Origin of the sequence: Alcaligenes sp. YSL9, from assembly GCF_030515105.1 — a bacterium.
GTDB classification, from domain to species: domain Bacteria; phylum Pseudomonadota; class Gammaproteobacteria; order Burkholderiales; family Burkholderiaceae_B; genus Alcaligenes; species Alcaligenes phenolicus.
Genome location: NZ_JALXJU010000004.1, coordinates 281,928 through 301,920 on the forward strand (window position 1 = coordinate 281,928; position 19,993 = coordinate 301,920).

Annotated in this window: 20 protein-coding genes; 8 read left to right on the top strand and 12 right to left on the bottom strand. The window is 57.6% G+C overall.

Going from position 1 to position 19,993, the window contains the following annotated elements; all coding sequences use genetic code 11:
• Window positions 1-130 precede the first annotated feature (130 nt).
• Complete coding sequence (locus M2Q46_RS17790; RefSeq protein WP_302357777.1) at window positions 131-598, top strand: GNAT family N-acetyltransferase; 468 nt, start codon at window positions 131-133, stop codon at window positions 596-598.
• A 169-nt stretch (window positions 599-767) separates the two neighbouring features.
• Here M2Q46_RS17790 and M2Q46_RS17795 read toward each other — a convergent pair whose 3' ends face one another.
• The 4 genes from M2Q46_RS17795 to dnaA form a co-directional block, all read right to left on the bottom strand.
• Complete coding sequence (locus M2Q46_RS17795) at window positions 768-1,469, bottom strand: pseudouridine synthase (protein WP_060186789.1); 702 nt, start codon at window positions 1,467-1,469, stop codon at window positions 768-770.
• Between the two features lie 439 nt (window positions 1,470-1,908).
• Window positions 1,909-4,362: a DNA topoisomerase (ATP-hydrolyzing) subunit B gene (gyrB, locus tag M2Q46_RS17800; protein WP_083055118.1), complete on the bottom strand. Its 2,454-nt coding sequence runs from the start codon at window positions 4,360-4,362 to the stop codon at window positions 1,909-1,911.
• Between the two features lie 76 nt (window positions 4,363-4,438).
• Window positions 4,439-5,548, bottom strand: a complete 1,110-nt coding sequence (gene dnaN, locus M2Q46_RS17805) for a DNA polymerase III subunit beta (RefSeq protein WP_009461439.1) — start codon at window positions 5,546-5,548, stop codon at window positions 4,439-4,441.
• 2 nt (window positions 5,549-5,550) lie between these two features.
• Entirely contained in the window at window positions 5,551-6,948 is a 1,398-nt protein-coding gene (gene dnaA / locus M2Q46_RS17810) for a chromosomal replication initiator protein DnaA (RefSeq protein ID WP_009461437.1), read from the bottom strand.
• Between the two features lie 224 nt (window positions 6,949-7,172).
• Between dnaA and rpmH the strand changes: the two genes are divergently transcribed.
• The 7 genes from rpmH to M2Q46_RS17845 all read left to right on the top strand — a co-directional run bounded on the left by rpmH (window position 7,173) and on the right by M2Q46_RS17845 (window position 13,218).
• On the top strand, window positions 7,173-7,307 hold the full coding sequence (gene rpmH / locus M2Q46_RS17815) for a 50S ribosomal protein L34 (RefSeq protein ID WP_003800771.1): 135 nt from the start codon (window positions 7,173-7,175) through the stop codon (window positions 7,305-7,307).
• Window positions 7,308-7,373: 66 nt separating this feature from the next.
• Window positions 7,374-7,742, top strand: coding sequence for a ribonuclease P protein component (gene rnpA, locus M2Q46_RS17820; protein WP_026483983.1), 369 nt, complete (start codon window positions 7,374-7,376; stop codon window positions 7,740-7,742).
• Complete coding sequence (yidD, locus tag M2Q46_RS17825; RefSeq protein WP_021447161.1) at window positions 7,739-7,981, top strand: membrane protein insertion efficiency factor YidD; 243 nt, start codon at window positions 7,739-7,741, stop codon at window positions 7,979-7,981. Before rnpA ends, yidD begins: the two co-directional genes overlap by 4 nt.
• A gap of 107 nt (window positions 7,982-8,088) precedes the next feature.
• A complete protein-coding gene (gene yidC, locus M2Q46_RS17830; RefSeq protein ID WP_060186791.1) occupies window positions 8,089-9,756 on the top strand; it encodes a membrane protein insertase YidC in 1,668 nt (555 codons plus the stop codon).
• Between the two features lie 140 nt (window positions 9,757-9,896).
• Window positions 9,897-11,276: an aspartate aminotransferase family protein gene (locus M2Q46_RS17835; protein ID WP_302357779.1), complete on the top strand. Its 1,380-nt coding sequence runs from the start codon at window positions 9,897-9,899 to the stop codon at window positions 11,274-11,276.
• On the top strand, window positions 11,273-12,334 hold the full coding sequence (locus M2Q46_RS17840; protein WP_302357780.1) for a peptidogalycan biosysnthesis protein: 1,062 nt from the start codon (window positions 11,273-11,275) through the stop codon (window positions 12,332-12,334). The genes M2Q46_RS17835 and M2Q46_RS17840 overlap by 4 nt, the downstream gene beginning before the upstream one ends.
• The gene (locus M2Q46_RS17845; RefSeq protein WP_302357781.1) at window positions 12,316-13,218 is read left to right on the top strand and encodes a hypothetical protein; all 903 of its coding nucleotides are present in this window, start codon (window positions 12,316-12,318) and stop codon (window positions 13,216-13,218) included. The genes M2Q46_RS17840 and M2Q46_RS17845 overlap by 19 nt, the downstream gene beginning before the upstream one ends.
• Before the next feature lie 202 nt (window positions 13,219-13,420).
• Here M2Q46_RS17845 and M2Q46_RS17850 read toward each other — a convergent pair whose 3' ends face one another.
• From M2Q46_RS17850 to M2Q46_RS17885, 8 genes are read right to left on the bottom strand one after another with little or no spacing between them, the layout of a single operon-like run.
• Window positions 13,421-13,813 (bottom strand): multidrug efflux SMR transporter, encoded by a 393-nt coding sequence (locus tag M2Q46_RS17850; RefSeq protein ID WP_035269494.1) that lies wholly within the window; start codon window positions 13,811-13,813, stop codon window positions 13,421-13,423.
• 9 nt (window positions 13,814-13,822) lie between these two features.
• Window positions 13,823-14,182 carry an EamA family transporter gene (locus M2Q46_RS17855; protein ID WP_035269496.1) on the bottom strand — a complete coding sequence of 120 codons (360 nt, stop codon included), beginning with the start codon at window positions 14,180-14,182 and terminating at the stop codon, window positions 13,823-13,825.
• Window positions 14,179-15,105 carry a carboxylesterase gene (locus M2Q46_RS17860; protein WP_254002479.1) on the bottom strand — a complete coding sequence of 309 codons (927 nt, stop codon included), beginning with the start codon at window positions 15,103-15,105 and terminating at the stop codon, window positions 14,179-14,181. The genes M2Q46_RS17855 and M2Q46_RS17860 overlap by 4 nt, the downstream gene beginning before the upstream one ends.
• Complete coding sequence (locus M2Q46_RS17865) at window positions 15,102-15,809, bottom strand: MtnX-like HAD-IB family phosphatase (RefSeq protein ID WP_247966219.1); 708 nt, start codon at window positions 15,807-15,809, stop codon at window positions 15,102-15,104. The genes M2Q46_RS17860 and M2Q46_RS17865 overlap by 4 nt, the downstream gene beginning before the upstream one ends.
• A complete protein-coding gene (locus M2Q46_RS17870; RefSeq protein WP_302357787.1) occupies window positions 15,802-16,716 on the bottom strand; it encodes an efflux RND transporter periplasmic adaptor subunit in 915 nt (304 codons plus the stop codon). The genes M2Q46_RS17865 and M2Q46_RS17870 overlap by 8 nt, the downstream gene beginning before the upstream one ends.
• 1 nt (window position 16,717) lies before the next feature.
• A complete protein-coding gene (locus M2Q46_RS17875) occupies window positions 16,718-17,446 on the bottom strand; it encodes an ABC transporter ATP-binding protein (protein ID WP_200884461.1) in 729 nt (242 codons plus the stop codon).
• Between the two features lie 16 nt (window positions 17,447-17,462).
• Window positions 17,463-18,596 (bottom strand): ABC transporter permease, encoded by a 1,134-nt coding sequence (locus M2Q46_RS17880; protein ID WP_302357789.1) that lies wholly within the window; start codon window positions 18,594-18,596, stop codon window positions 17,463-17,465.
• The gene (locus tag M2Q46_RS17885) at window positions 18,593-19,966 is read right to left on the bottom strand and encodes an efflux transporter outer membrane subunit (protein WP_302357791.1); all 1,374 of its coding nucleotides are present in this window, start codon (window positions 19,964-19,966) and stop codon (window positions 18,593-18,595) included. Before M2Q46_RS17885 ends, M2Q46_RS17880 begins: the two co-directional genes overlap by 4 nt.
• Between the last annotated feature and the right edge of the window lie 27 nt (window positions 19,967-19,993).

The window sequence follows — 19,993 nt, forward strand, 5'->3', positions numbered from 1 at the left end:
TGAAAGCGGATTACCCCTTGTTATTGAAGGGATATTCTGAACAGAAGATTTGCCTCCTCCCCGTGCCCGGCCTACCATCAAGACGCTTCTGTTTTCGCTTCCGCTTTATTACTGACCAAGAGCCCCAACCATGCCCACCCTACGTCCCGCCCAACTTGCTGACATTGGCACGATTGGAGATATGTACGCCGAGCTATTCGCCCACATGCATCATTTGCAACCGCACTACTACCTGCAAGCACGGCAGGACGAGGGCTTTATCCAGTCCATGATCGAGTCGGACCAGGCAGCCTTGTTTGTGGCCGAGAAGGATGATCAGGCGCTGGGTTTTATTATTGTTCAGCAGCAAAAGACCCCGCCGTACAACTGCATCACGCCGCATGACTTTGCCTATGTGATTGATCTTGTCGTGACGGAATCGGCACGAGGCATGGGACTGGGCAAACTGCTGATGCAGACCGCCCAGGAGTGGGCACACGTGCGTGGACTGGACTACATCGAGCTGGGGGTCTTGAGCAATAATCGGGGTGCTATCACTCTGTATGAGCAACTGGGTTATGAACACAACACCAGCATCATGCGCAAGGCGCTTAAATAAGGCAGGACACCGCGCCACCAGACCCTTTGATGATTGAGCAGGTACAAAAAAGCGCTCAAACAGAATGTGTTTGAGCGCTTTTTTTGACTGGTTTCCCAATGTCAGGACATCAAAGCCTTGGCCTTGATACACCTTTGACTTATCAAAACCAGAACCAAGGGCCAGGAGCTTAGCCTTCTTCTACAAACTGCTGCACCTCGGCCGGCGTTAAGTAGCGCGATTCACCCGGCTCCAGACTGTCATCCAGGGAAAGAGAGCCAATGCGCTCGCGATGCAAGGTCTGAACCAGATTCCCCAGGGAAGCAAACATACGCTTCACCTGATGGTATTTCCCTTCCTGGATGGTCAGCCGCGCAGTGCGTTCATCAATGCGTTCCAGCACGGCTGGCAGCGTTGGTTTGTCCTCGCCATTCAACAAGATACCGGCCTTGAACAATTCTTCTGCATTATCAGGCAAAGGCTCTGCCAAGGTCGCCACGTAGACCTTATCGCATTGATGGCGGGGCGAGATAATACGATGCGTCCACTGGCCGTCATCCGTAATCAAAATCAAGCCGGTGGTATCCACATCCAATCGACCAACGGTGTGCAAGCGCTCGCGCTTATCCACATCAATCAGCATCATCACGGACGGGTAGGCGCTATTTTTAAGGCTGCACTCGTAACCAGCGGGCTTATTGAGCATGATGTAACGCAGGCCAATCAGGGCAAGCGGCTCATCATCCCAGCACACTACATCACCCTCTTGTACAACGTGAGTGCCTTTGGTCACTACCTCGCCATTGACGGTGATTTCTCCGCTTTTAAGCACTTTACGCGCGTCTGAGCGACTCAGGTCCGTGCTCTCACCAAGAAACTTGTCCAGTCGCATTCCATTTCCAAACAAAGAATTATTGAATAATTTACAGCGTCTTTACGATCGATCAAGAGGCCTTGCAAGGCCGACGCCAGTTGCCACCATCAGATCCCACGCCCCTTCTTTTAGTTCGTTCTGAAGCAGGGTGTATCACTGCAAGTAGACCACATCAGCTTGATTCCGCACCTTTCCATTCCTGGCGCGTGACGCCATTGCCACCAACCCACCAGGCAATTGATCAGTCCGTGTCTACTGACAAAAATTAATTGAGCCTGCCCAAAGACGCTGAATCTTCAAGACTCAGAGCTCATCAGTCATCACCAAAAAAATGAGCCCCAGCAGGAACGCCGGAGCCCATTTTTCTTATCCGCATCACTGCGAGGTTTTTCACAAATTCCTGAGATCGGTTTTCATCAAACCGAACAGCTTTCAGGAACTGTGAACACCGACAGCCTTAAATATCCAGGTTCCCCGCCTGCAAGGCATGGGATTCGATAAAGGCACGACGTGGCTCAACGTGATCACCCATCAGCGTGGTGAAGATCTGATCCGCATCGATAGCATCAGCGATCTGCACACGCAGCAAACGACGTACAGTGGGGTCCATGGTCGTTTCCCACAGCTGGCTGGGGTTCATCTCACCCAGACCTTTGTAGCGCTGCTTGCTAAGCCCGCGTTCGGCTTCGGTCAACAGCCATTGCATGACTTCACGGAAGTCATCCACGGCGGTTTCACGACGCTTCTCGCCTTCACCACGAGCCACCATGGCGCCATCACCGATCAGACCGGCAAAGGTCTCGCCAGCGCGGGCCAGAGTTTGGTGATCGCCACCACGCACGAAGTTGCGGTCAAACACCGTGACACGGATGTTGCCATGGTGCAGACGCTGCACCACCACACGCCAGGATTCGCTCCCTTCATCAAAGGCGGCAAAGACTTTGACGACGGTGGGGGCAGCTTCGTCGAACAGGGCCTTCTCCAAATCCTTAGCAGTTTGTTCGGCGGCTTCCTGTGTATCCAAGTTCAACTTCACGCCTTCAGCCAATGCTGACAGGGCATCACCGTCCATATGACGCGACAGGCGCTCAATCACGGCCTTGGCCTTCACGTAGCGATGAGCGTAGTCGGACAAGGCTTCGCCTGTGATGGGAGCTGCACCTTCAGCTGGCGTCAGCACTGCATCGCGCAGGGCCAGCTTCAACATGAATTCCGCTTCCTCGGCCTCGTCCTTCAGGTACATCTCTTCACGCCCAACCTTAACCTTGAACAAGGGCGGCTGCGCGATGTACACATAGCCACGCTCGATCAGCTCGGGCATCTGACGATACAGCAGTGTCAGCAGCAGGGTACGAATGTGAGCACCGTCCACGTCCGCGTCAGTCATGATGATGATGCGGTGGTAACGCAGCTTGTCGATATCAAAGTCCGGGCCGATGCTGGTACCCAGGGCGGTGATCAGGGTGGTGATCTGCTCGCTGGAAATCAGACGATCGAAACGGGCTTTTTCTACGTTCAGCACCTTGCCGCGCAACGGCAGAATGGCCTGGAATTTACGGTCCCGGCCTTGCTTGGCCGAGCCGCCTGCGGAGTCACCCTCCACAATGTACAGTTCGCACAGAGCTGGGTCTTTTTCCTGGCAGTCGGCCAGCTTGCCGGGCAGGCCAGCGCCTTCCAGCACGCTCTTGCGACGGGTCATTTCGCGGGCTTTACGGGCCGCTTCACGGGCACGGGCTGCTTCCACGATCTTGCCGCACAAGGCCTTGGCGTCGTTGGGGTTCTCCAGCAGCCAGGTTTCCAGGGTGCGGGCCACGGCTTCTTCCACGGCGGGACGCACTTCGCTGGACACCAGCTTGTCTTTGGTCTGGCTGCTGAACTTGGGCTCGGGCACCTTCACCGACAGCACGCAGACCAGGCCTTCGCGCATGTCGTCACCGGAGGTGTCGACCTTGGCTTTCTTGGCCAGTTCGTTGTCGGCAATGTACTTGTTCAGCACGCGGGTCATGGCCGCACGCAGACCGGTCAGGTGGGAACCACCGTCGCGCTGGGGAATATTGTTGGTGAAACACAGCACGGTTTCGGCGTAGCTGTCGTTCCACTGCATGGCCACTTCAACCGATACGGGCGTACCGCCGGCATTGGACTCGGTTGCCACGCTGAACACGTTAGGGTGCAGCGGGGTCTTGTTGCGGTTGATGAAGTCCACAAAGCCTTTGACGCCGCCCAGGAAGGCAAAGTCTTCTTCCTTGCCCTGAATCTCGTCAACCAGGCGAATCTTCACGCCATTGTTCAGGAAGGACAGCTCGCGCAGGCGCTTGGCCAGGATCTCGTGGTGGTATTCGATATTGCTGAAAATTTCCACGTCGGCCAGGTAACGCACGCAGGTACCCGTGCGGCCTTCTGCAGGACCGGTCACCGCCAGGGGAGCAGTGCGCTCGCCACGGCGGAACTCGACCTGGTGTTCGTTGCCATTGCGCCAGATGGTCAGCAACAGCCATTCGGACAGGGCGTTCACACAAGACACACCCACACCGTGCAAACCGCCAGACACCTTGTAGGAGTTCTGGTCGAATTTACCGCCGGCGTGCAGTTCGGTCATGACGATTTCAGCGGCGCTGCGCTGGTGTTCGTCGTCCTTGTGGATATCGGTTGGAATACCGCGGCCGTTATCGCACACCGAAATGCTGTTGTCGGAGTGGATGGTGACGACGATATCGTCGCAATGACCGGCCAAGGCCTCATCAATCGCGTTATCCACCACCTCGAAAACCATGTGGTGCAGGCCGGTGCCATCGGAGGTGTCCCCGATGTACATGCCTGGACGCTTGCGCACGGCCTCCAGGCCTTTGAGCATTTTGATGGAATCAGCGCCGTAATCGGCTGGCTGGGTGGTCGTGGTTTGATCGGTCATAGCATAAAACCTTGTAATAGCCTGTCTGCTTCAAGCGGGTATGGCCCGGCGGGCCATACCGGTCAAACATGCTGCATTAAATGCGCATCGGCATGACCACGTACTTGAAGTCTTCTTGCTCGGGCAGCGTCATCAACACAGAGGCGTTGGCATCGGGCTGCACAGACCAGCGGACTGTTTCGTCCTTGATGCTGGCCAACACATCGAGCAGGTAGCTGACGTTAAAGCCAACGTCCAGACTTTCGTGTTCATAATCAATATCCAGCTCTTCGACGGCTTCTTCCTGTTCAGCGTTGGAAGCAGAAATCTTCAGCTGGTTTTGCGACAGTTGCAGTCGCACGCCACGCAGTTTGTCGGTGGTCAGAATGGCAGCACGTTGCAAACTGCCTTGCAGCACTTCACGGCTGACATCGAAGTGGCGGGTGTAGTTGGAAGGAATCACACGAGCAAAGTCGGGGAATTTGCCTTCAACCAGTTTGGAGACCAGCTCCACATCGCCAAAGCGGAAACGAATCTGACGGCTGGACACATCAATGTTGACCAGATCGTCGGTATCGCCCAGCAAACGCTGCATTTCCAGCACCGTCTTGCGCGGCACGATGATGTCGTGACGTTCCTGCACGCCGTCAATTGCGGTGGCATTATGAGCCAGACGGTGACCGTCCGTGGTAACCGTACGTACCAGGCCGGGTTCAAACACCAGCAACATACCGTTCAGGTAGTAGCGAATGTCTTGCTGCGCCATGGCAAAGTGCACCGTATTGAACAGGTGCTTCAAAGTGCGCTGGGGCATGCTCAAGGACACGTCCCACTGCTCTGGCAGGTTCAGCACTGGAAAATCAGCGGCTTCCAGAGTCTGCAACTGAAAGCGGCTCTTGCCGGACTGGATGGTCAGCTTGCCGCTGTCCAGGCCCAGGCGCACATCGCCAAAGTCGGGCAGGGCTTTCAGAATGTCCAGCAGCTTGCGGGCCGCCACCGTGGTGGCGGCATTGTCCTCACCCACACCAAAGTCGGCATTGGTGGTGATCTGCACTTCCAGGTCGGTTGCCAGGAAAGAGACATCAGAGCCGTTTTTACGCAGCAGGATGTTGGCCAGAATCGGCAAAGTATGGCGGCGCTCCACAATGCCAACTACTGTGGATAAGGGCTTTAGCAATGCGTCGCGGGTAGCTTGAACGAGTTGCATGGTCATCCTTTGAGAGTTTGTTCCAGTACGTGTAATGCGTGATTCAGTTCGGCTTGCTTGGTGCGTGCATCCGAGATTTTGCGCACCGCGTGCAGCACCGTAGTGTGGTCCCTACCACCGAAAAGATCGCCAATTTCCGGCAAACTCTTTTGGGTCAGTTCCTTGGCCAGATACATGGCCACCTGGCGCGGCATGGCGATATTGGCGGGGCGGCGCTTGGAGTACATATCCGCGACCTTGATTTTATAAAAATCGGCCACGGTTTTCTGAATATTTTCCACTGTGATCTGCCCATTGGAGACCGACAGCAAATCCTTCAGTGCATCCTTGCACACTTCCACCGTCAAGACATCGCGGCCATGGAAACGCGCGTAGGCCGAAACCTTGCGCAGCGCCCCTTCCAGCTCGCGCACGTTGCTGCGCAGATGCTTGGCAATGAAGAAGGCCACTTCTTCAGGCATGGCAATGCCTTCGGCCTGAGCCTTGCGCAACAAGATAGCCACGCGCATTTCGAGCTCGGGCGGCTCGATGGCCACGGTCAGGCCGGAGTCAAAGCGCGAGATCAGGCGGCTATCAATATTGGCCAGCTCTTTGGGATAGGTATCCGAGGTGATGATGATCTGCTTGCGCTGAGCCACCATCGCTTCAAAGGCGTAGAAAAACTCTTCCTGCGTACGGTTCTTGCCGGCGAAAAACTGAATATCGTCAATCAGCAGCAAGTCCAGCGAATGGTAGTAGCGCTTGAACTCGTCAAACGCCTTGCGCTGATACGCCTTGACCACGTCCGACACGTATTGGTCGGCATGGACGTAACGTACCCGCACACCATTGCCATTGGCGACCAGCGCATTGCCGATCGCGTGAATCAGGTGGGTCTTGCCCAAACCCACACCGCCATACAGAAAGAGTGGGTTATAGGAGACACCGGGGTTCTCGGCCACCTGCAAGGCCGCTGCGCGTGCCAGCTGGTTGGCTTTACCCGTCACGAAGTTGTCGAAAGTCAGTTCGGCGTTCAGGCGCGAACGATCCTGTACCGCATCCACCACCGCCGTCATGGCCGGGTTGGCAACAGGAGGGGCCAGGTTTTCACCGGCGGGGCTGCCTGCAGGCGCAGGAGCAGCACGATCGGCCAGGGCGCGACGAGGCGCCGCGCTGGCCGAAGGCAGCTCGAACTGAACCGTTACGGGACATTCGTAGAAATCCGAAGCCAGTTCCTCTATGCGAGTGGCGAAATTCTTGCGGACCCAATCCAGTTTGAAACGATTAGGAGCAGAAACGCGCAACACCCCGGCTTCGCTGTCGAAGTCCAGGGGAACCAGTGGACGTATCCACGCACTTATTTGTTGGGGGGGAAGCTCCTGCTCCAATTTCTGAACGCAGGACTGCCAGAATTCATTCATCGGTCATCACTTCTGTAAACCTCGATTCTACCCTGAGCTGTGCCAAGTTATCCACAGGCTAACAAATTTAGTTGCGTAATATCGGGCTAAATAATTGACACAACAGAAAGAATTTGCTGAAATGACGGGCTTAACACGATTTTCTGTTGCCAGATCCCAAGCGTTTGCGCTGTCGGGGTGGAGATTTTCTGCGATTTCTGGCGGCTCATTTTTTTGGATACACCATGAAACGCACCTACCAACCCTCTGTTACCCGTCGCAAGCGTACCCACGGTTTTCGCGTTCGCATGAAAACTCGCGGTGGCCGCGCTGTTTTGAACGCACGTCGCGCTAAAGGTCGCAAACGTCTGGCTGTATAAGCCATGTCGGGATGCGGGGCCCAGGGTGATGGATCTATTATCTAAAGCCCGACTCCCACGATACGCATCATGCGTGCCTCCTTTCCAGCTACGGCTCGCTTACATAGCCCCACCGAATACGCACAGTCTCTTAAAGGGCAACGCGTAGGTCGCGGGGCTTTGTTCGTGGTCACTCGCTCTCGTGGCGAAGATCCACACCAGACCGAAGGCGCCCGTCTGGGACTGATCGTCCCCAAGCGCTTTGCCAACCGCGCCGTCACCCGCAATACCATCAAGCGTATCTTGCGCGAAACCTTCCGCCACAAACGTGAAGGCTTGCCCAATGCCGCCTATGTCTTTAGGCTGCACAGCAAGGTACCCCAGGTGTCGCTGACTGCCCTGAAGCAACTGGTTCGCACCGAGGCCGACACCTTGTTCTCCAAGGTACGGCCATGATGCGCAAACTGGCTTCGGCACCGATCCGCTTTTACCAGTTTTTTCTGAGTCCCTGGATCGGTAGAAACTGCCGCTTTACTCCCAGCTGCTCCAACTATGCCTTGCAGGCCATTGAAATTCATGGCCCGCTCAAAGGGCTATGGCTTGGTGGTGTACGCATCTGCCGCTGCAATCCCTGGTGCAAGGGAGGGCATGATCCTGTGCCCGCTCGCACGCCCGAAGACCGCAACACTTTCTAAAATCGTCCTGGTCTGCGCCTTGTTTTTCAAGGCAACCCCCTGTTTGCTGACCAGCTACGTTAAACTGCTAAGCTTTTGCTCAGCTTTATAAATGTGATACAGGCGCTATGGATATCCGACGCACCATCCTATGGATGATCTTCTCCTTTGCACTGCTGCTGCTGTGGAACAACTGGCAGGAATATAACGGCAAACCATCGCTGTTCGCTTCCACCCCAGCCACCACACAAGCGCCAGCAGCCTCCGACGAACCTGCCGCAAACGGTGGTGTTCCCGCTGCTCAAGAGCCGACTGCGTCTGCTGCCTTGCCTTCGAGCAACAGCGCGGTGTCTGCCACAGCGCAAACTATCGACATCACCACAGACGTCTACAAGCTGGGCTTTAGCACCGAAGGTGCCCAGCTGATCAAGGCCGAGCTGTTGAAGTACGGTTCGCCCGAGAACCCCGAGCAGCCCATGGTGCTGCTGGATAACTCGCCCGCCTCCACCTACCTGGCCCAGTCCGGTATTGTGGGTGCCTCTGGCCAGAACCTGCCCAACCACCTGACCCCGTTCACCCTGGTCTCCAGCCAGCGCAGCATGACGGGCGATACGCTGGACGTGGTGTTCGAAGCTACTGCGGACGACGTGAAAGTCACCAAGACCTACACGCTGCACAAGGGTCGCTACGACATCCAGGTTCGTCACGACATCCAGAACAATACCGGCGCCGCGATTGACCCACGCCTGTACCTGCAACTGACTCGCGACGGCAACAATCCGCCCGACTCTTCCCGCCTGTACAGCACCTTTACCGGTCCTGTGGTTTACTCCAGCGGCGACAAGTTCCAGAAGATCACCTTCTCGGATATCGACAAGAACAAGGCCACCTACGCGCGCAGCGTGGATAACGGCTGGATCGGCATGGTGCAGCACTACTTTGCAACCGCCTGGGTTCCTGCCCAGGATCTGCAACGCACCAACGAAATCCTGAAGCTGGGCAACAATCTGTACGCCGTGCGCACGCTGGAATCGGTCGGTTCGATCGCCGCTGGCCAAAGCAAGGCTGTGGACGCCTCCCTGTGGGTAGGCCCGCAAGACCAGAAAGCCATGTCGCAACTGGCAACGGGCCTGGACCTGGTGGTGGACTACGGCTGGCTGACCATCATCTCCAAGCCTTTGTTCAAGCTGCTGACCTGGTTGCACTCCCTGCTGGGTAACTGGGGCTGGGCCATTGTGGCGCTGACCGTGCTGATCAAGCTGGTGTTCTTCCCGCTGTCGGCCGCCAGCTACCGCTCCATGGCCAAGATGAAGCAATTTGCGCCACGCATGCAAGCCCTGCGCGAGAAGTTCGGCGACGACAAGGCCAAGCTGAACGCCGCCATGATGGAGATGTACCGCACCGAGAAGATCAACCCGCTGGGTGGCTGTTTGCCCATGCTGGTTCAGATCCCTGTGTTCATTGCGCTGTACTGGGTGCTGCTGGGCAGCGTCGAGATGCGCGGTGCACCCTGGATTCTGTGGATTCACGACTTGGCCGCACGCGACCCATGGATGATTCTGCCCGCCATCATGATGGGTACCATGTTCCTGCAGATCAAGCTGAACCCCACTCCGCCTGATCCAATGCAAGCCAAAGTCATGATGCTGATGCCTCTGGTCTTTGGTGGCATGATGTTCTTCTTCCCCGCCGGTCTGGTTCTGTACTGGTGCGTGAACAACATCCTGTCCATTGCCCAGCAGCGCTACATCATGGTGCAGATCGAAAAGAACAGCGCGAAAGCAGCCAACAGCTAATTCGCTCTGACACAAAAAACCCCGCTACGTTTAGCGGGGTTTTTTTTGCCCATCTCCACACTACGTCCATCATCCATCAACGGTCAGTCCAACTTGCCTTCGTACATTGAGGTGGCACTCTTTTCAGGAGCACTCTCTCAATGTCCCTCGACATCAAAAACCTGCTGGCTGACGAAGCCCGTTACTGCTCATTTGGCGATACCGTTCACTACGTAGACCCGCCTAAAGTCTTTACTGGCTGCAACGGCAGCTACTTGTTTGACGACGACGGCAAATCTTATCTGGACTTGCAGATGTGGTATTCGGCCGTGAACTTTGGCTACCGCAACAAGCGTCTGGACGATGCCCTGCGCAATCAGCTGGACACTTTGCCACAGGTCGCCAGCCAATATCTGCACCCCACCAAGATCGAACTGGCACGCTTTATTGCCCAGGACGCCGAGCAAAAATGGGGCCAGGCTGGCCGCGTGCACTTCAACGTGGGTGGCGCACAGGCGGTGGAAGACTCCCTGAAACTGGTACGCAACGCCTCCCAAGGCAAGAGCCTGATGTTCGCCTTTGAAGGGGGTTACCACGGCCGTACCCTGGGTGCCTCGGGCATTACCTCCAGCTACCGTTACCGCCGCCGCTACGGCCACTTTGGTGACCGCGCCCAGTTCATTCCCTTCCCATACCCTTTCCGTCGCCCCAAAGGTATGACGTCCGAAGAGTACGCGGACTCCATCGTGCGTGATTTTGCCCGCAAGTTCGAGAACGAGTACCACGCCATCTGGGACCCCAAAACCAACCAGTGCGAGTACGCCGCGTTCTATGTGGAGCCCATTCAAGGCACTGGCGGTTATGTAGTGCCACCTGCCAACTTCTTCAAAGGTCTGAAGCAGGTCCTGGACCAGCACGGCATTTTGATGGTGGTCGATGAGATTCAGATGGGCTTCTGGCGTACCGGCACGCTATGGTCAATCGAGAACTTTGGCATCACGCCTGATGTGCTGGTATTTGGTAAGGCCCTGACCAACGGTCTGAACCCACTATCCGGTATCTGGGCTCGTGAAGAACTGATCAACCCCACCGTGTTCCCACCCGGCTCCACCCACTCGACCTTTGCCTCCAACCCACTGGGTACGGCCGTTGGTCTGGAAGTCATGAAGATGACGCACGAAGTTGATTTTGGTCGACAGGTCCGTGAGTCCGGTGCCTACTTCCTGGACGGGCTGCGCGATCTGCAGAAACGTCATCCCGAAATTGGTGATGTGGACGGCCTGGGACTGGCCCTGCGCGCAGAAATCTGCACGACCGATGGCTTCACTCCCAACAAGGCACTGCTCGATCGCATGGTGGATATCGGCCTGGCAGGTGATCTGGATTACCAGGGCGAAAAGCGCGGCCTGGTGCTGGACGTAGGCGGCTATTACAAGAACGTACTCACCTTCGCTCCATCGCTGAACATTACACGCAGCGAGATCGACGAAGCCATGGTTCTGCTCGATCAGCTGATCACCCGCGCCAAGCAGTCTCAATGAAGCCACGCTTGCTGAACGCACTGGAACCAGCAGGGCTGGTGCAGCGCTTCCTGTCCTATCCCCCCGAGGGGTTTACGGCACTGGACGAGCTGCCCATGCCTGCCTTCCAGGCACCGTTTGAGCTGTTGACCACGGCTGATGATGCACTCAAGGAACGGGTGCGTCGTTGGCCTGGTCACTCGTGGTGGCAGCGTTTCCTGACGGTACGTACTGCCTTTGTCGGCACGACCGTCAGCGAATACGCCTGGCTGCCTTCCGAGCCCGATGTGCAAGGGCTTGCCAAGACCGTGCGCGACAAGCTTGGGCGACACTATGCGCTGACTATCATCAAGGACTTGCCGGCAGACTCGCCCTTATTAAGTGCCCACGCCAATGCGCAGACCAATGCCCTGGTCAGCGCTTGCGTGGAACAGGGTTTTATCCCGCTGCAAGGCCAGGCGCTGGCCTATGTACGCATTGATTTCCCCGATACGGATACCTACCTGTCCCGCCTGCCCAAAGATGCGCGTCGCTACCTGACCCGCAAGCTGCGCAAGCGCAATCAGCTTCGTATTGAACAAGTCCAAACCGGCAAAGCTTTTGCCAGCGAGCAACGAGTCGATCAGTACTACACCTTGTACCACAGCGTGTATGCCCAAAGCGAGATTCACTTTGACTTGCTCAGCAAGGAGTTTCTGGCGTCGGTGCTGCGCGATGAGTCATCCAAAGGACTGGTTTTCGAGTACTACCGCGCGGACTCCAATGAGTTGATTGGCTGGAATCTGTGCTTTGAGCATGAGGGCCGATTGGTCGACAAATACATAGGGCTGTCCTATCCCGGCTCGCGGGAGCTCAGTCTGTATTTCGTCAGCTGGATGGTGAACCTGGAATACGCACTGGCGCAGGGCCTTAGCCACTACATTGCGGGCTGGACGGACCCCGGCGTCAAAGCGCTGCTGGGCGCGGACTTTACCCCAACGCGTCATCTGATTTACGTGCGTAACCCGGTCTTGCGCGCCCTTGCTCGGCGCTTGTTGGGACACTTTGAAATGGACAAATCATGGCTGAAAGCGACCTGATCCGCCCGCCTGTCGTACTGGATACGGACAGCTCGGTTGGCCCCTTGCCCGGTGAAATCCGCCTGGCACTAAGCGAGGACTGGCGCGAGGCATTACGCTTTGGATGCAGACGCCACACCCTGTTTGAAGGTATGACACAGCTGACACCCGCCATGCCCGAACCTGGAGCACATGGGCCTGTGTTTCTGGGTAGCGGGGACTTCCATCACTTGAGCTGGCCGCTGATTCTGCGCTGCCTGTCCAAGCAGGAACAGCCAGTGGATGTCGTGGTGCTGGATAACCACCCCGATAATATGCGCTTTCCCTGGGGCATCCATTGCGGCTCCTGGGTGCATGAAGTGGCCAAGCTGACGCAAGTGGCCCAAGTGCATGTGATCGGCATTACCTCCGGAGACATAGGCTTTGGCCATGTTTGGGAACACCATCTGGGTGCGCTCTACGCCCGCAAGGTCACGTACTGGAGTAGCGGGGTAAACGTGAAATGGGCCAGCCGGCTGGGGCTGGCCTCCTGCTTTCGCCGATTCCCGGATCTGGACACGCTGGTACTTGCAGCCAGCGAACATCTGGCCCAGTCCCCCAGACAGGTGTACATCAGCATTGATAAGGACGTCTTCGCCCCCGAGGTTCTGCGCACCAATTGGGATCAAGGGAAAATGCAGGAGCCACATCTGCGCAGTCTGCTCAAAGCCGTGCGCGGACGCATCATAGGCAGCGACGTGACGGGCGATGTCTCTACCTGGCAGTACCGCAGTGCCTGGAAGCGCTGGCTAAGCACAGCAGACGGGCAAAGCACCGAACGCCAGCAAGCTGATCTGCCACGTTGGCAGGCACGCCAGCATGAGTTCAATCTACAGCTGACTCGCTGGCTGCACGAGCTCCGGTAAAAATCCTCCAGATCTCCCTTACGGCCTGCATGCTGCTCGGAATCGACTGGCTCATAGCAGTCCGCAATGGGCACTGTGTGTCCGGGCTCGTGCCTGAGGGGAGCTTTTTTGCCAGGGGCGCCGAGCCTTGGTGCAGCCCGGCGGTCCCCCAAGCTTCACCTTCGGTTTGTGTCCCCAAGGGGGCTTCTTGTACTGCAGGTACTCAAACTGACTTGTGTTGCTGCGCCTGTTTGGACTCGCTAAGTGCCAGACACACAATACCGCCCAAGATAAAGAGGGTTCCCAGAATCTGTGGCCAGGCGATTTGCTCGTTGAACAAATACGCCGATACAGCCAGCACCGCCACAATCTCCAGATGTGACGCGGCAAAAGCCGGGCCTATGGGGGCCTTCTTGAGCAAGGTCAGCCAGCAGAAAAAGGTGCCGATATAGCCGATGAAGGCGCCATAAATCCACGGCTGGCTAAAGACCCGCGCCAGCCATTCCCAGGATGCCTGCAAAGGCAAAGCATGCTCTCCGGCCAGCTTGAAGCTGATCTGCGCCAAAGTGTCGAAAGCCAGCAGAACCAGAAAACCGATGATATAAAAACGCCGCATATCGGCCTCCTAGCCTTTCAAGCCCACAATACCCACACCAATCGACACCAGCAAAATCCCCAGCACCCGTAAAGGCGTCAGGCTTTCCCCAAACAAGATGCGGCCAAACAGCATCACGATCACAATGCTGATCGAGCCCATCAAGACACCATCGGACAAGGGCACCAAAGACAAGAAGGCCAGCCACACAACAAACTCAACGAGGTAGCAGGCTATTCCCACCCAAAGCCAAGGGCGGCTGAACATGCGCTGCCAACGGTCCAGCCCCTGCCTGTCACCTGGATCCGCGGCAGCCGCTTTGAAAGCCAATTGCCCACCGCTATCGACCAGCACATTGCAGATCCACAAAGCAATCACCAAAGGGCTCATGACCGCCGGGTCCCACAGCCAGCAGCATCAATAGCCGTCACAAAATCCACCACGCGCGCAATCACCTGCCTGCGTTCGCGATCAATGGTAATCATGTGATAGCTGTCCTGCAGCAAGCACAATTCCACCGGCGCGTGACGCACGCCATCCACGATCTCGTAGGCATTTCCGACTGCGGCAATATCATCATGTTGAGCATGTATGACCAAGCAGGGTGCACGCACCTTGTCCAGGTTCTTGCGTACCCGCGCCGACAAGGCATGCATCTCGATCACGGCCCACCAAGGGTTCCCGGGTAAACCGGCAGCGGCACTGTCTCCACTATTCATCTGACTGACGATGCGTGCCCGCAAGGCTTCGTCCTTGATGCCATAAGGAGGCTGCTCCATGAACACACTGCGTCGGCCAATACCCAAGGCCCGTAACCAAGGCAGGATGAAAGAGAACTTGGTGTACGTGGGCATGCTCCAGCCGTCATAACGAAAGGTGGGGGACAGGGCCACCACCCCCGATATTTGCTCGGGACGCCGCTGAGCCAGCCCCAGAGCCAGTACCGCCCCCATGGACAGGCCACCGGCCACCACACGATCTACATAACGCGCCAGCAAATCGGCACCACGACAGACGCTGCTCAGCCAGTTTTGCCAGCGTGTCGACACCAGTTGATCCATGGACCCGCAATGTCCTGCCAACTGCACCGCATAGACCGTAAAACCCTGACGATTCAGCCCTCGAGCCAGCACACGCATTTCATTCGGTGTGCCCGTCAAACCATGAATCAGCAGCACGCCAGTGCGCGCATGTGCTCCGTGGCCCCGCAGCAAATACTCATGCGACAACAGTTCGTCCGGTCGAGACGTCAGACCTTGTTCAGCCAATTCAGGCAGGCTGGAGAAAGCCGGGTGCAAAGCCGCGTCACTCATACCACTGACCTTAAATCCGGAGTGTGCAGCAAGGAGGGCAGCAGGGCGATCGCCTGGCTGAAGTCCTCGAAAGGGGCATGCGCAATACCGCGCTCCTGGCAATAGTCCTGCAAACGACCTTTAGCCAGAACAAAATCCGCCTTGGCCGCCACACAAAAATCCGAGCTGCCATCGCCGATGTACAGCACGCGCTGGCTCTGAGCATGTGCCTGGGACAGATGGCCACACTTGCAATTCGCACTGGCGCAATCCAGCCTGTGCCAAGGCGTATCCAGCCGCCAGCGACGTGGCCCCTGCACTTCCAGACAATTAGCCAGCACCGGCAAGCCGCGTAAGCCTTCGCGGCCCAGCAGGTAGTGAATGGCATAGTCCAGACCATCACTGACGATCTGCAAGGGCACACCCAAGCGCTTGGTGACAGCAACAAACTGCGCAAAAAACGGGTCAATTCCGACCTCATCCAGACAGCTGTGCAGCTCAGCCACACTCATGTCCAGCAAGGCAACTTGCCCGCACATGCAATCGTGCGAGCCAATCTCGCCACGCTCCCACGCCTCCTCCAGCTCCTGCCAGCCGGGCATGCCGTGCCGATTCAGCAAGGTGTCGGCCACATCCTGCAGGCTGATCGTGCCGTCAAAGTCGCACTGTATTCGCCACTGCCCTGTTTGCATGGCGGATTTGTAATTAAGGAGCACTTCATTCATGGAAAATCACCCTGACGTTCTGTCCTACCCGAGCCTGAGCCGCTTCATCAAAAGCCAGCACGGCCTCGACCACACGCACCGGGCCGCGTTGGGAGTCGTCCTGCAAACGGCCTTCACCGTAGACCGGGCTGATACGCAGCACATGGGCCGAAGGCAGGGCAGTCGTTTGACCACTGCCTTCGGTATCAAAGACCACACGGGCTTTCATGCCCACCTTGACCTGTTCCACATAGGCCGCATTCAGCTCCACTCGCAATTGCAAAGGACGGGCGGGCAATAGCGTGGCCATCACCTCCCCGGCTTGTACAAAACTGCCCTGACGGACAGCAAGACTGACAATCTCGCCGGCCTCGGGAGCGAGCAATGCAAACTGCGCCAATTGAGCCTTTTGCTGCTTGCCCTGAGCGCGCGCCAGCTCCACATCTGCCTGGGCAATCTCGACTTCGGTACGGGCCTGCCGCAATCGTTGCTGAGCCTGGTCCGCCTGTTGGGGCTGAGCCGCGCCAGCGCGTGCCGCCGTGGCATAACGCTGAGCAGCTTGCTGCACGGCGGGCAGGGCAGCCTGGGCGGCACGCAAACGTGCCTGGGCCAAGGCCAGACGGGCCTGCGCGGTCTCTACTTGCGCCAGCTCTACACCATCACGCAAAGCAAACAAGGATTGGCCCACTTGCACCGTATCGCCTTCACGCACCGCCTGTTCGGACACCACGCCGGATACCGGCATTGCCAGCTTGAGCGGGCCGCCTTCCACCTCTACCTTGCCACGCGCAATGGCAATGTCACGCAATCCACTGGAAGCGGTCTGTACAAGAGGTTCCGGGGGGCGTTTGGAACACGCTGCCAACATCACACATGCCGCCGCAATCAAGGCCCAGCGCCAGCGTCCTGGAGACGCATTCATCATCATTTCACTCCTGTGTATGTTCCGGACTACGCCGATCACTGCGAATAGCCCCGTCTTCCATGCCCACCACCCGATCTGCGTGACGAACCACACGTGGGTCATGACTGACACACAGCACGGTGGCGCGATGCTTGCGGGCGAAGCGGTGCAAGATGTCCACGACACGCTGCCCGTTCTCGGCATCCAGAGCACTGGTAGGTTCATCGGCAAACAGAAGCTGTGGCGTCTTGGCAATCGCCCGGGCAATGGCCACCCGCTGCTTTTCGCCGCCCGATAGCTGCGCCGGACGCATATGCGCGCGATGCAGCAGCCCTACCTCTTCCAAAGCCTGATACGCCAGCTCTGCACTGGTACGGGCGTTCATGCCCAAATAGCCCAAGGGCAATTGCACTTGCTCCTGTGCGGTCAGCGCGGGAAACAAGTTGAAGCCCTGGAACACAAAGCCGGTGTGCTGCAGGCGGAAATCATCCCGTTCACGGCGGCTCATTTCTGCCAGATTCTGGCCCAAGGCAAAGGCCTGCCCCTCATCGGGTTGCTGCAGCCCGGATAGCAAGGCCAGCAAGGTACTTTTGCCGCAACCGGACGGGCCGGACACCAAGGTCAGCTCGCCTGCATGAACCGCCAACGACAGGCGATTGAGCACACGCAGTTGCACTACCCCCGTCAAAAAGGATTTACCCAGGGCAAGGGCATTCAGGCTGGGTTCGCCACTCGGGGGCAAGGACATAGTCATGGTCTGTTTTCCTGAATCAGCGCAAGAGCAGGGACGGATCGGTACGCCACAAGACACGGACTGCCATCACACTGGAGAGCAAGGACATCAGGCCTACCAGCACGGCGCAGGCCAGTGCCACTAAAGGGGTCATCGCGACCGGTACGTGATACAAAGCTGCCAGGGCCAACAGTGCTGAACTGATCACCGCGGCCAGCACCATACCCATTCCACCCACCATGCACGACTGCTCGATCACCACCCTGGCCAACGCCGTACGGCTGGCTCCCAAAGCATTCAAGGTGGCGTATTCGCGGGCAGACCCGGCCACCACCGCGGCAAAGGACTGGTTCGTAATCACGGCCCCAACAAGACACACAATCAAGGCCATGAACAACACCGCCATACCTGCGCCGGTATCCAGCAACCAGTAGCGTTGCGAGCGTGAGGCAAACTGGTCAGCCGTCCAGACTTCATAGGGACCAAAAGCCGTTGTGACATCGTTAAGCCTGGCCTGCACCAGCTCGGGGGCGATGCGAGTGCGAGCCACGTAATACGTACTGCCACGCACATCAGGCTCCCCCTTGACCTCTCGGGCGGTATCGACTGAAGCCAACACATTCACACCACCCAAACCCCGCAAACCGCGCAGCAAGCCCACGACACGAACCGGTTTGCCATTGATCCAGGCGCGGCTGACATCTCGATTCAATCCCAAGGTCTGCAGATCCGCCTCGTCCACAATCACCGCACCGGGTTCCCGTAAACGAGCGCGCATATCGGCACCTAATAGCTGGTCAAACATCATGGCCCCGTCACTGACCGACACGCCCGACAAATAGACCGAAACGCTGCCGCTATCACTGGCTTGGGCCCGCCAATCACCATCCACCCATTCATAGGGTTCGACGTCAAGCACATCGGGGTCCATGCGCAAACGCATGGCCACATCGGGGTCAATGGACTGCCCGAAATTCACGCTTTGTGTACCGGGATAGCCCACCCACAAGTCCGCCGATGAGGCTTTGACGTAAATGGCCGCTGTCCCAAAAATCCCCAGCACCAAGGCCGCTTGCGCCACCAGCATCAAGCCGGAAAAGCCCACAGCCAGCACGACGGGGACAAAGCGCCGCCACTCGTAAACCAGGGTTTTACGTGCCAGTGCGATCATGGCTCTTGCTCTTGCGGCAAAGGCGCACCGCCCAAAGCCTTGTACAAAGCCACAAACGCCAGCACACGGCTATCCTGTGCCAGTTCCAGATCCGCCTGCGCCTTCAAATGGGCACGGCGCGCCTGCAGTAACTCCAGTTCGCTGGACAGGCCCAGGCCTACCAAGGTTTGTTGACGTATTTGCCCCTGTTGCAACACCTGGCTTGCTTGCTGCAAGGTTTGAATACGGCTTTGCTGATTCACCAACGCTGCCAAGGACTGCTCCACTTCAGATACCGCCGTGACCACCGCTTTGCGATAGCCCAGCAAGGCGGCATCCAGCTCCTTTTCGCTGGCCCGCACACGGGCACGACGTGCCCCCCAATCCCACAGAGGAATATCCAGCATGGGACCAATAGACGGCACCGAATCCGTGCTGGTGCGCATATTGCGGGTGATGTTGTAGGAATACAGGATGGAGCCCCCCAAACGCAGTCGAGGGTACAGAGCCGAACGCGCTACTCCGACTTGGGCGGCAGCCTGCAACACTTCGGCCTGGGCCATGCTGATGTCGGGTCGAATACGAACCAGATCCGCCGGTACTTGGCGCAAGGTAAATGTTTGAGGCAAGCGCGCCTGGGCACCCATTGCCCACAGAAAATCGGGTTGATCACGCCCCAACAGCAAAGCCAGGGCACGAGCGGCCCGATCCGCACGCTCTTGCAAGTTCAGGTACTGATCCCTGGTTTGAGTCTGGGTCAGGCGGGCCTGCTCCAGCGCCTCGTATGAACCCAGATGGGTTTGCCAGCGCACTTGAGCCAAGGACAGGGCCTGTTCATCCAGCTTGGCTGTCTCTTCCAGCAGGGCTTGTTGACGACGGGCTTGAGCCAGGTCCATGTAATTGCGTACCACGGAGGCGATGACCGTCACGCGCATGCTTTGCAAGTCAGCCTGTGCATAGCCCAGATCCGCCATCGCTTTCAGCCGGGCATTTTCCATGGCACCAAACAGGCCCAGCTCCCACACCATATCCAGGCTCGCATGGAAATACATATCCTGTGCGGGTACGTCCTGCACCGGATGGGCGTCCGCATTCAAAGCGGGCAGAAATTTGCTGCTCCAGCGCTCGGTGATCTGGCGTTCACCCTGAACACGGCTGAACATTTGCGCCAGATCCAGATTCTGGACCAGGGCCTCTTGTACCAAGGCGTCCAGCTGCGGGTCGCCCAGCACATGCCACCAGGCACGTAGCTCAACCACTGGCCCTTCATTGGCGACCTGGCTATCCCACTCCTGCGCCTGGGGGCGCGACAAATCCGGGACGAGAGGCGCAAAGCAACCCGACAGTAAGGCGGCACACCATAGCGCCGGAAAAAGACGAAGAATGGACAACAGGGCAGCCACTCCCAAGCACGAAAT

What these genes read in the sequence shown, in the direction of transcription:
- M2Q46_RS17870 (WP_302357787.1), bottom strand. Translation starts at nt 16,716, where the DNA reads ATGATGATGAATGCGTCTCCAGGACGCTGGCGCTGGGCCTTGATTGCG.
- dnaA (WP_009461437.1), bottom strand. Translation starts at nt 6,948, where the DNA reads ATGAATGAATTCTGGCAGTCCTGCGTTCAGAAATTGGAGCAGGAGCTT.
- M2Q46_RS17795 (WP_060186789.1), bottom strand. Translation starts at nt 1,469, where the DNA reads ATGCGACTGGACAAGTTTCTTGGTGAGAGCACGGACCTGAGTCGCTCA.
- M2Q46_RS17880 (WP_302357789.1), bottom strand. Translation starts at nt 18,596, where the DNA reads ATGATCGCACTGGCACGTAAAACCCTGGTTTACGAGTGGCGGCGCTTT.
- M2Q46_RS17855 (WP_035269496.1), bottom strand. Translation starts at nt 14,182, where the DNA reads ATGAGCCCTTTGGTGATTGCTTTGTGGATCTGCAATGTGCTGGTCGAT.
- M2Q46_RS17845 (WP_302357781.1), top strand. Translation starts at nt 12,316, where the DNA reads ATGGCTGAAAGCGACCTGATCCGCCCGCCTGTCGTACTGGATACGGAC.
- M2Q46_RS17835 (WP_302357779.1), top strand. Translation starts at nt 9,897, where the DNA reads ATGTCCCTCGACATCAAAAACCTGCTGGCTGACGAAGCCCGTTACTGC.
- M2Q46_RS17840 (WP_302357780.1), top strand. Translation starts at nt 11,273, where the DNA reads ATGAAGCCACGCTTGCTGAACGCACTGGAACCAGCAGGGCTGGTGCAG.
- rpmH (WP_003800771.1), top strand. Translation starts at nt 7,173, where the DNA reads ATGAAACGCACCTACCAACCCTCTGTTACCCGTCGCAAGCGTACCCAC.
- M2Q46_RS17860 (WP_254002479.1), bottom strand. Translation starts at nt 15,105, where the DNA reads ATGAGTGACGCGGCTTTGCACCCGGCTTTCTCCAGCCTGCCTGAATTG.
- yidD (WP_021447161.1), top strand. Translation starts at nt 7,739, where the DNA reads ATGATGCGCAAACTGGCTTCGGCACCGATCCGCTTTTACCAGTTTTTT.
- M2Q46_RS17850 (WP_035269494.1), bottom strand. Translation starts at nt 13,813, where the DNA reads ATGCGGCGTTTTTATATCATCGGTTTTCTGGTTCTGCTGGCTTTCGAC.
- yidC (WP_060186791.1), top strand. Translation starts at nt 8,089, where the DNA reads ATGGATATCCGACGCACCATCCTATGGATGATCTTCTCCTTTGCACTG.
- gyrB (WP_083055118.1), bottom strand. Translation starts at nt 4,362, where the DNA reads ATGACCGATCAAACCACGACCACCCAGCCAGCCGATTACGGCGCTGAT.
- dnaN (WP_009461439.1), bottom strand. Translation starts at nt 5,548, where the DNA reads ATGCAACTCGTTCAAGCTACCCGCGACGCATTGCTAAAGCCCTTATCC.
- M2Q46_RS17875 (WP_200884461.1), bottom strand. Translation starts at nt 17,446, where the DNA reads ATGACTATGTCCTTGCCCCCGAGTGGCGAACCCAGCCTGAATGCCCTT.
- M2Q46_RS17865 (WP_247966219.1), bottom strand. Translation starts at nt 15,809, where the DNA reads ATGAATGAAGTGCTCCTTAATTACAAATCCGCCATGCAAACAGGGCAG.
- M2Q46_RS17790 (WP_302357777.1), top strand. Translation starts at nt 131, where the DNA reads ATGCCCACCCTACGTCCCGCCCAACTTGCTGACATTGGCACGATTGGA.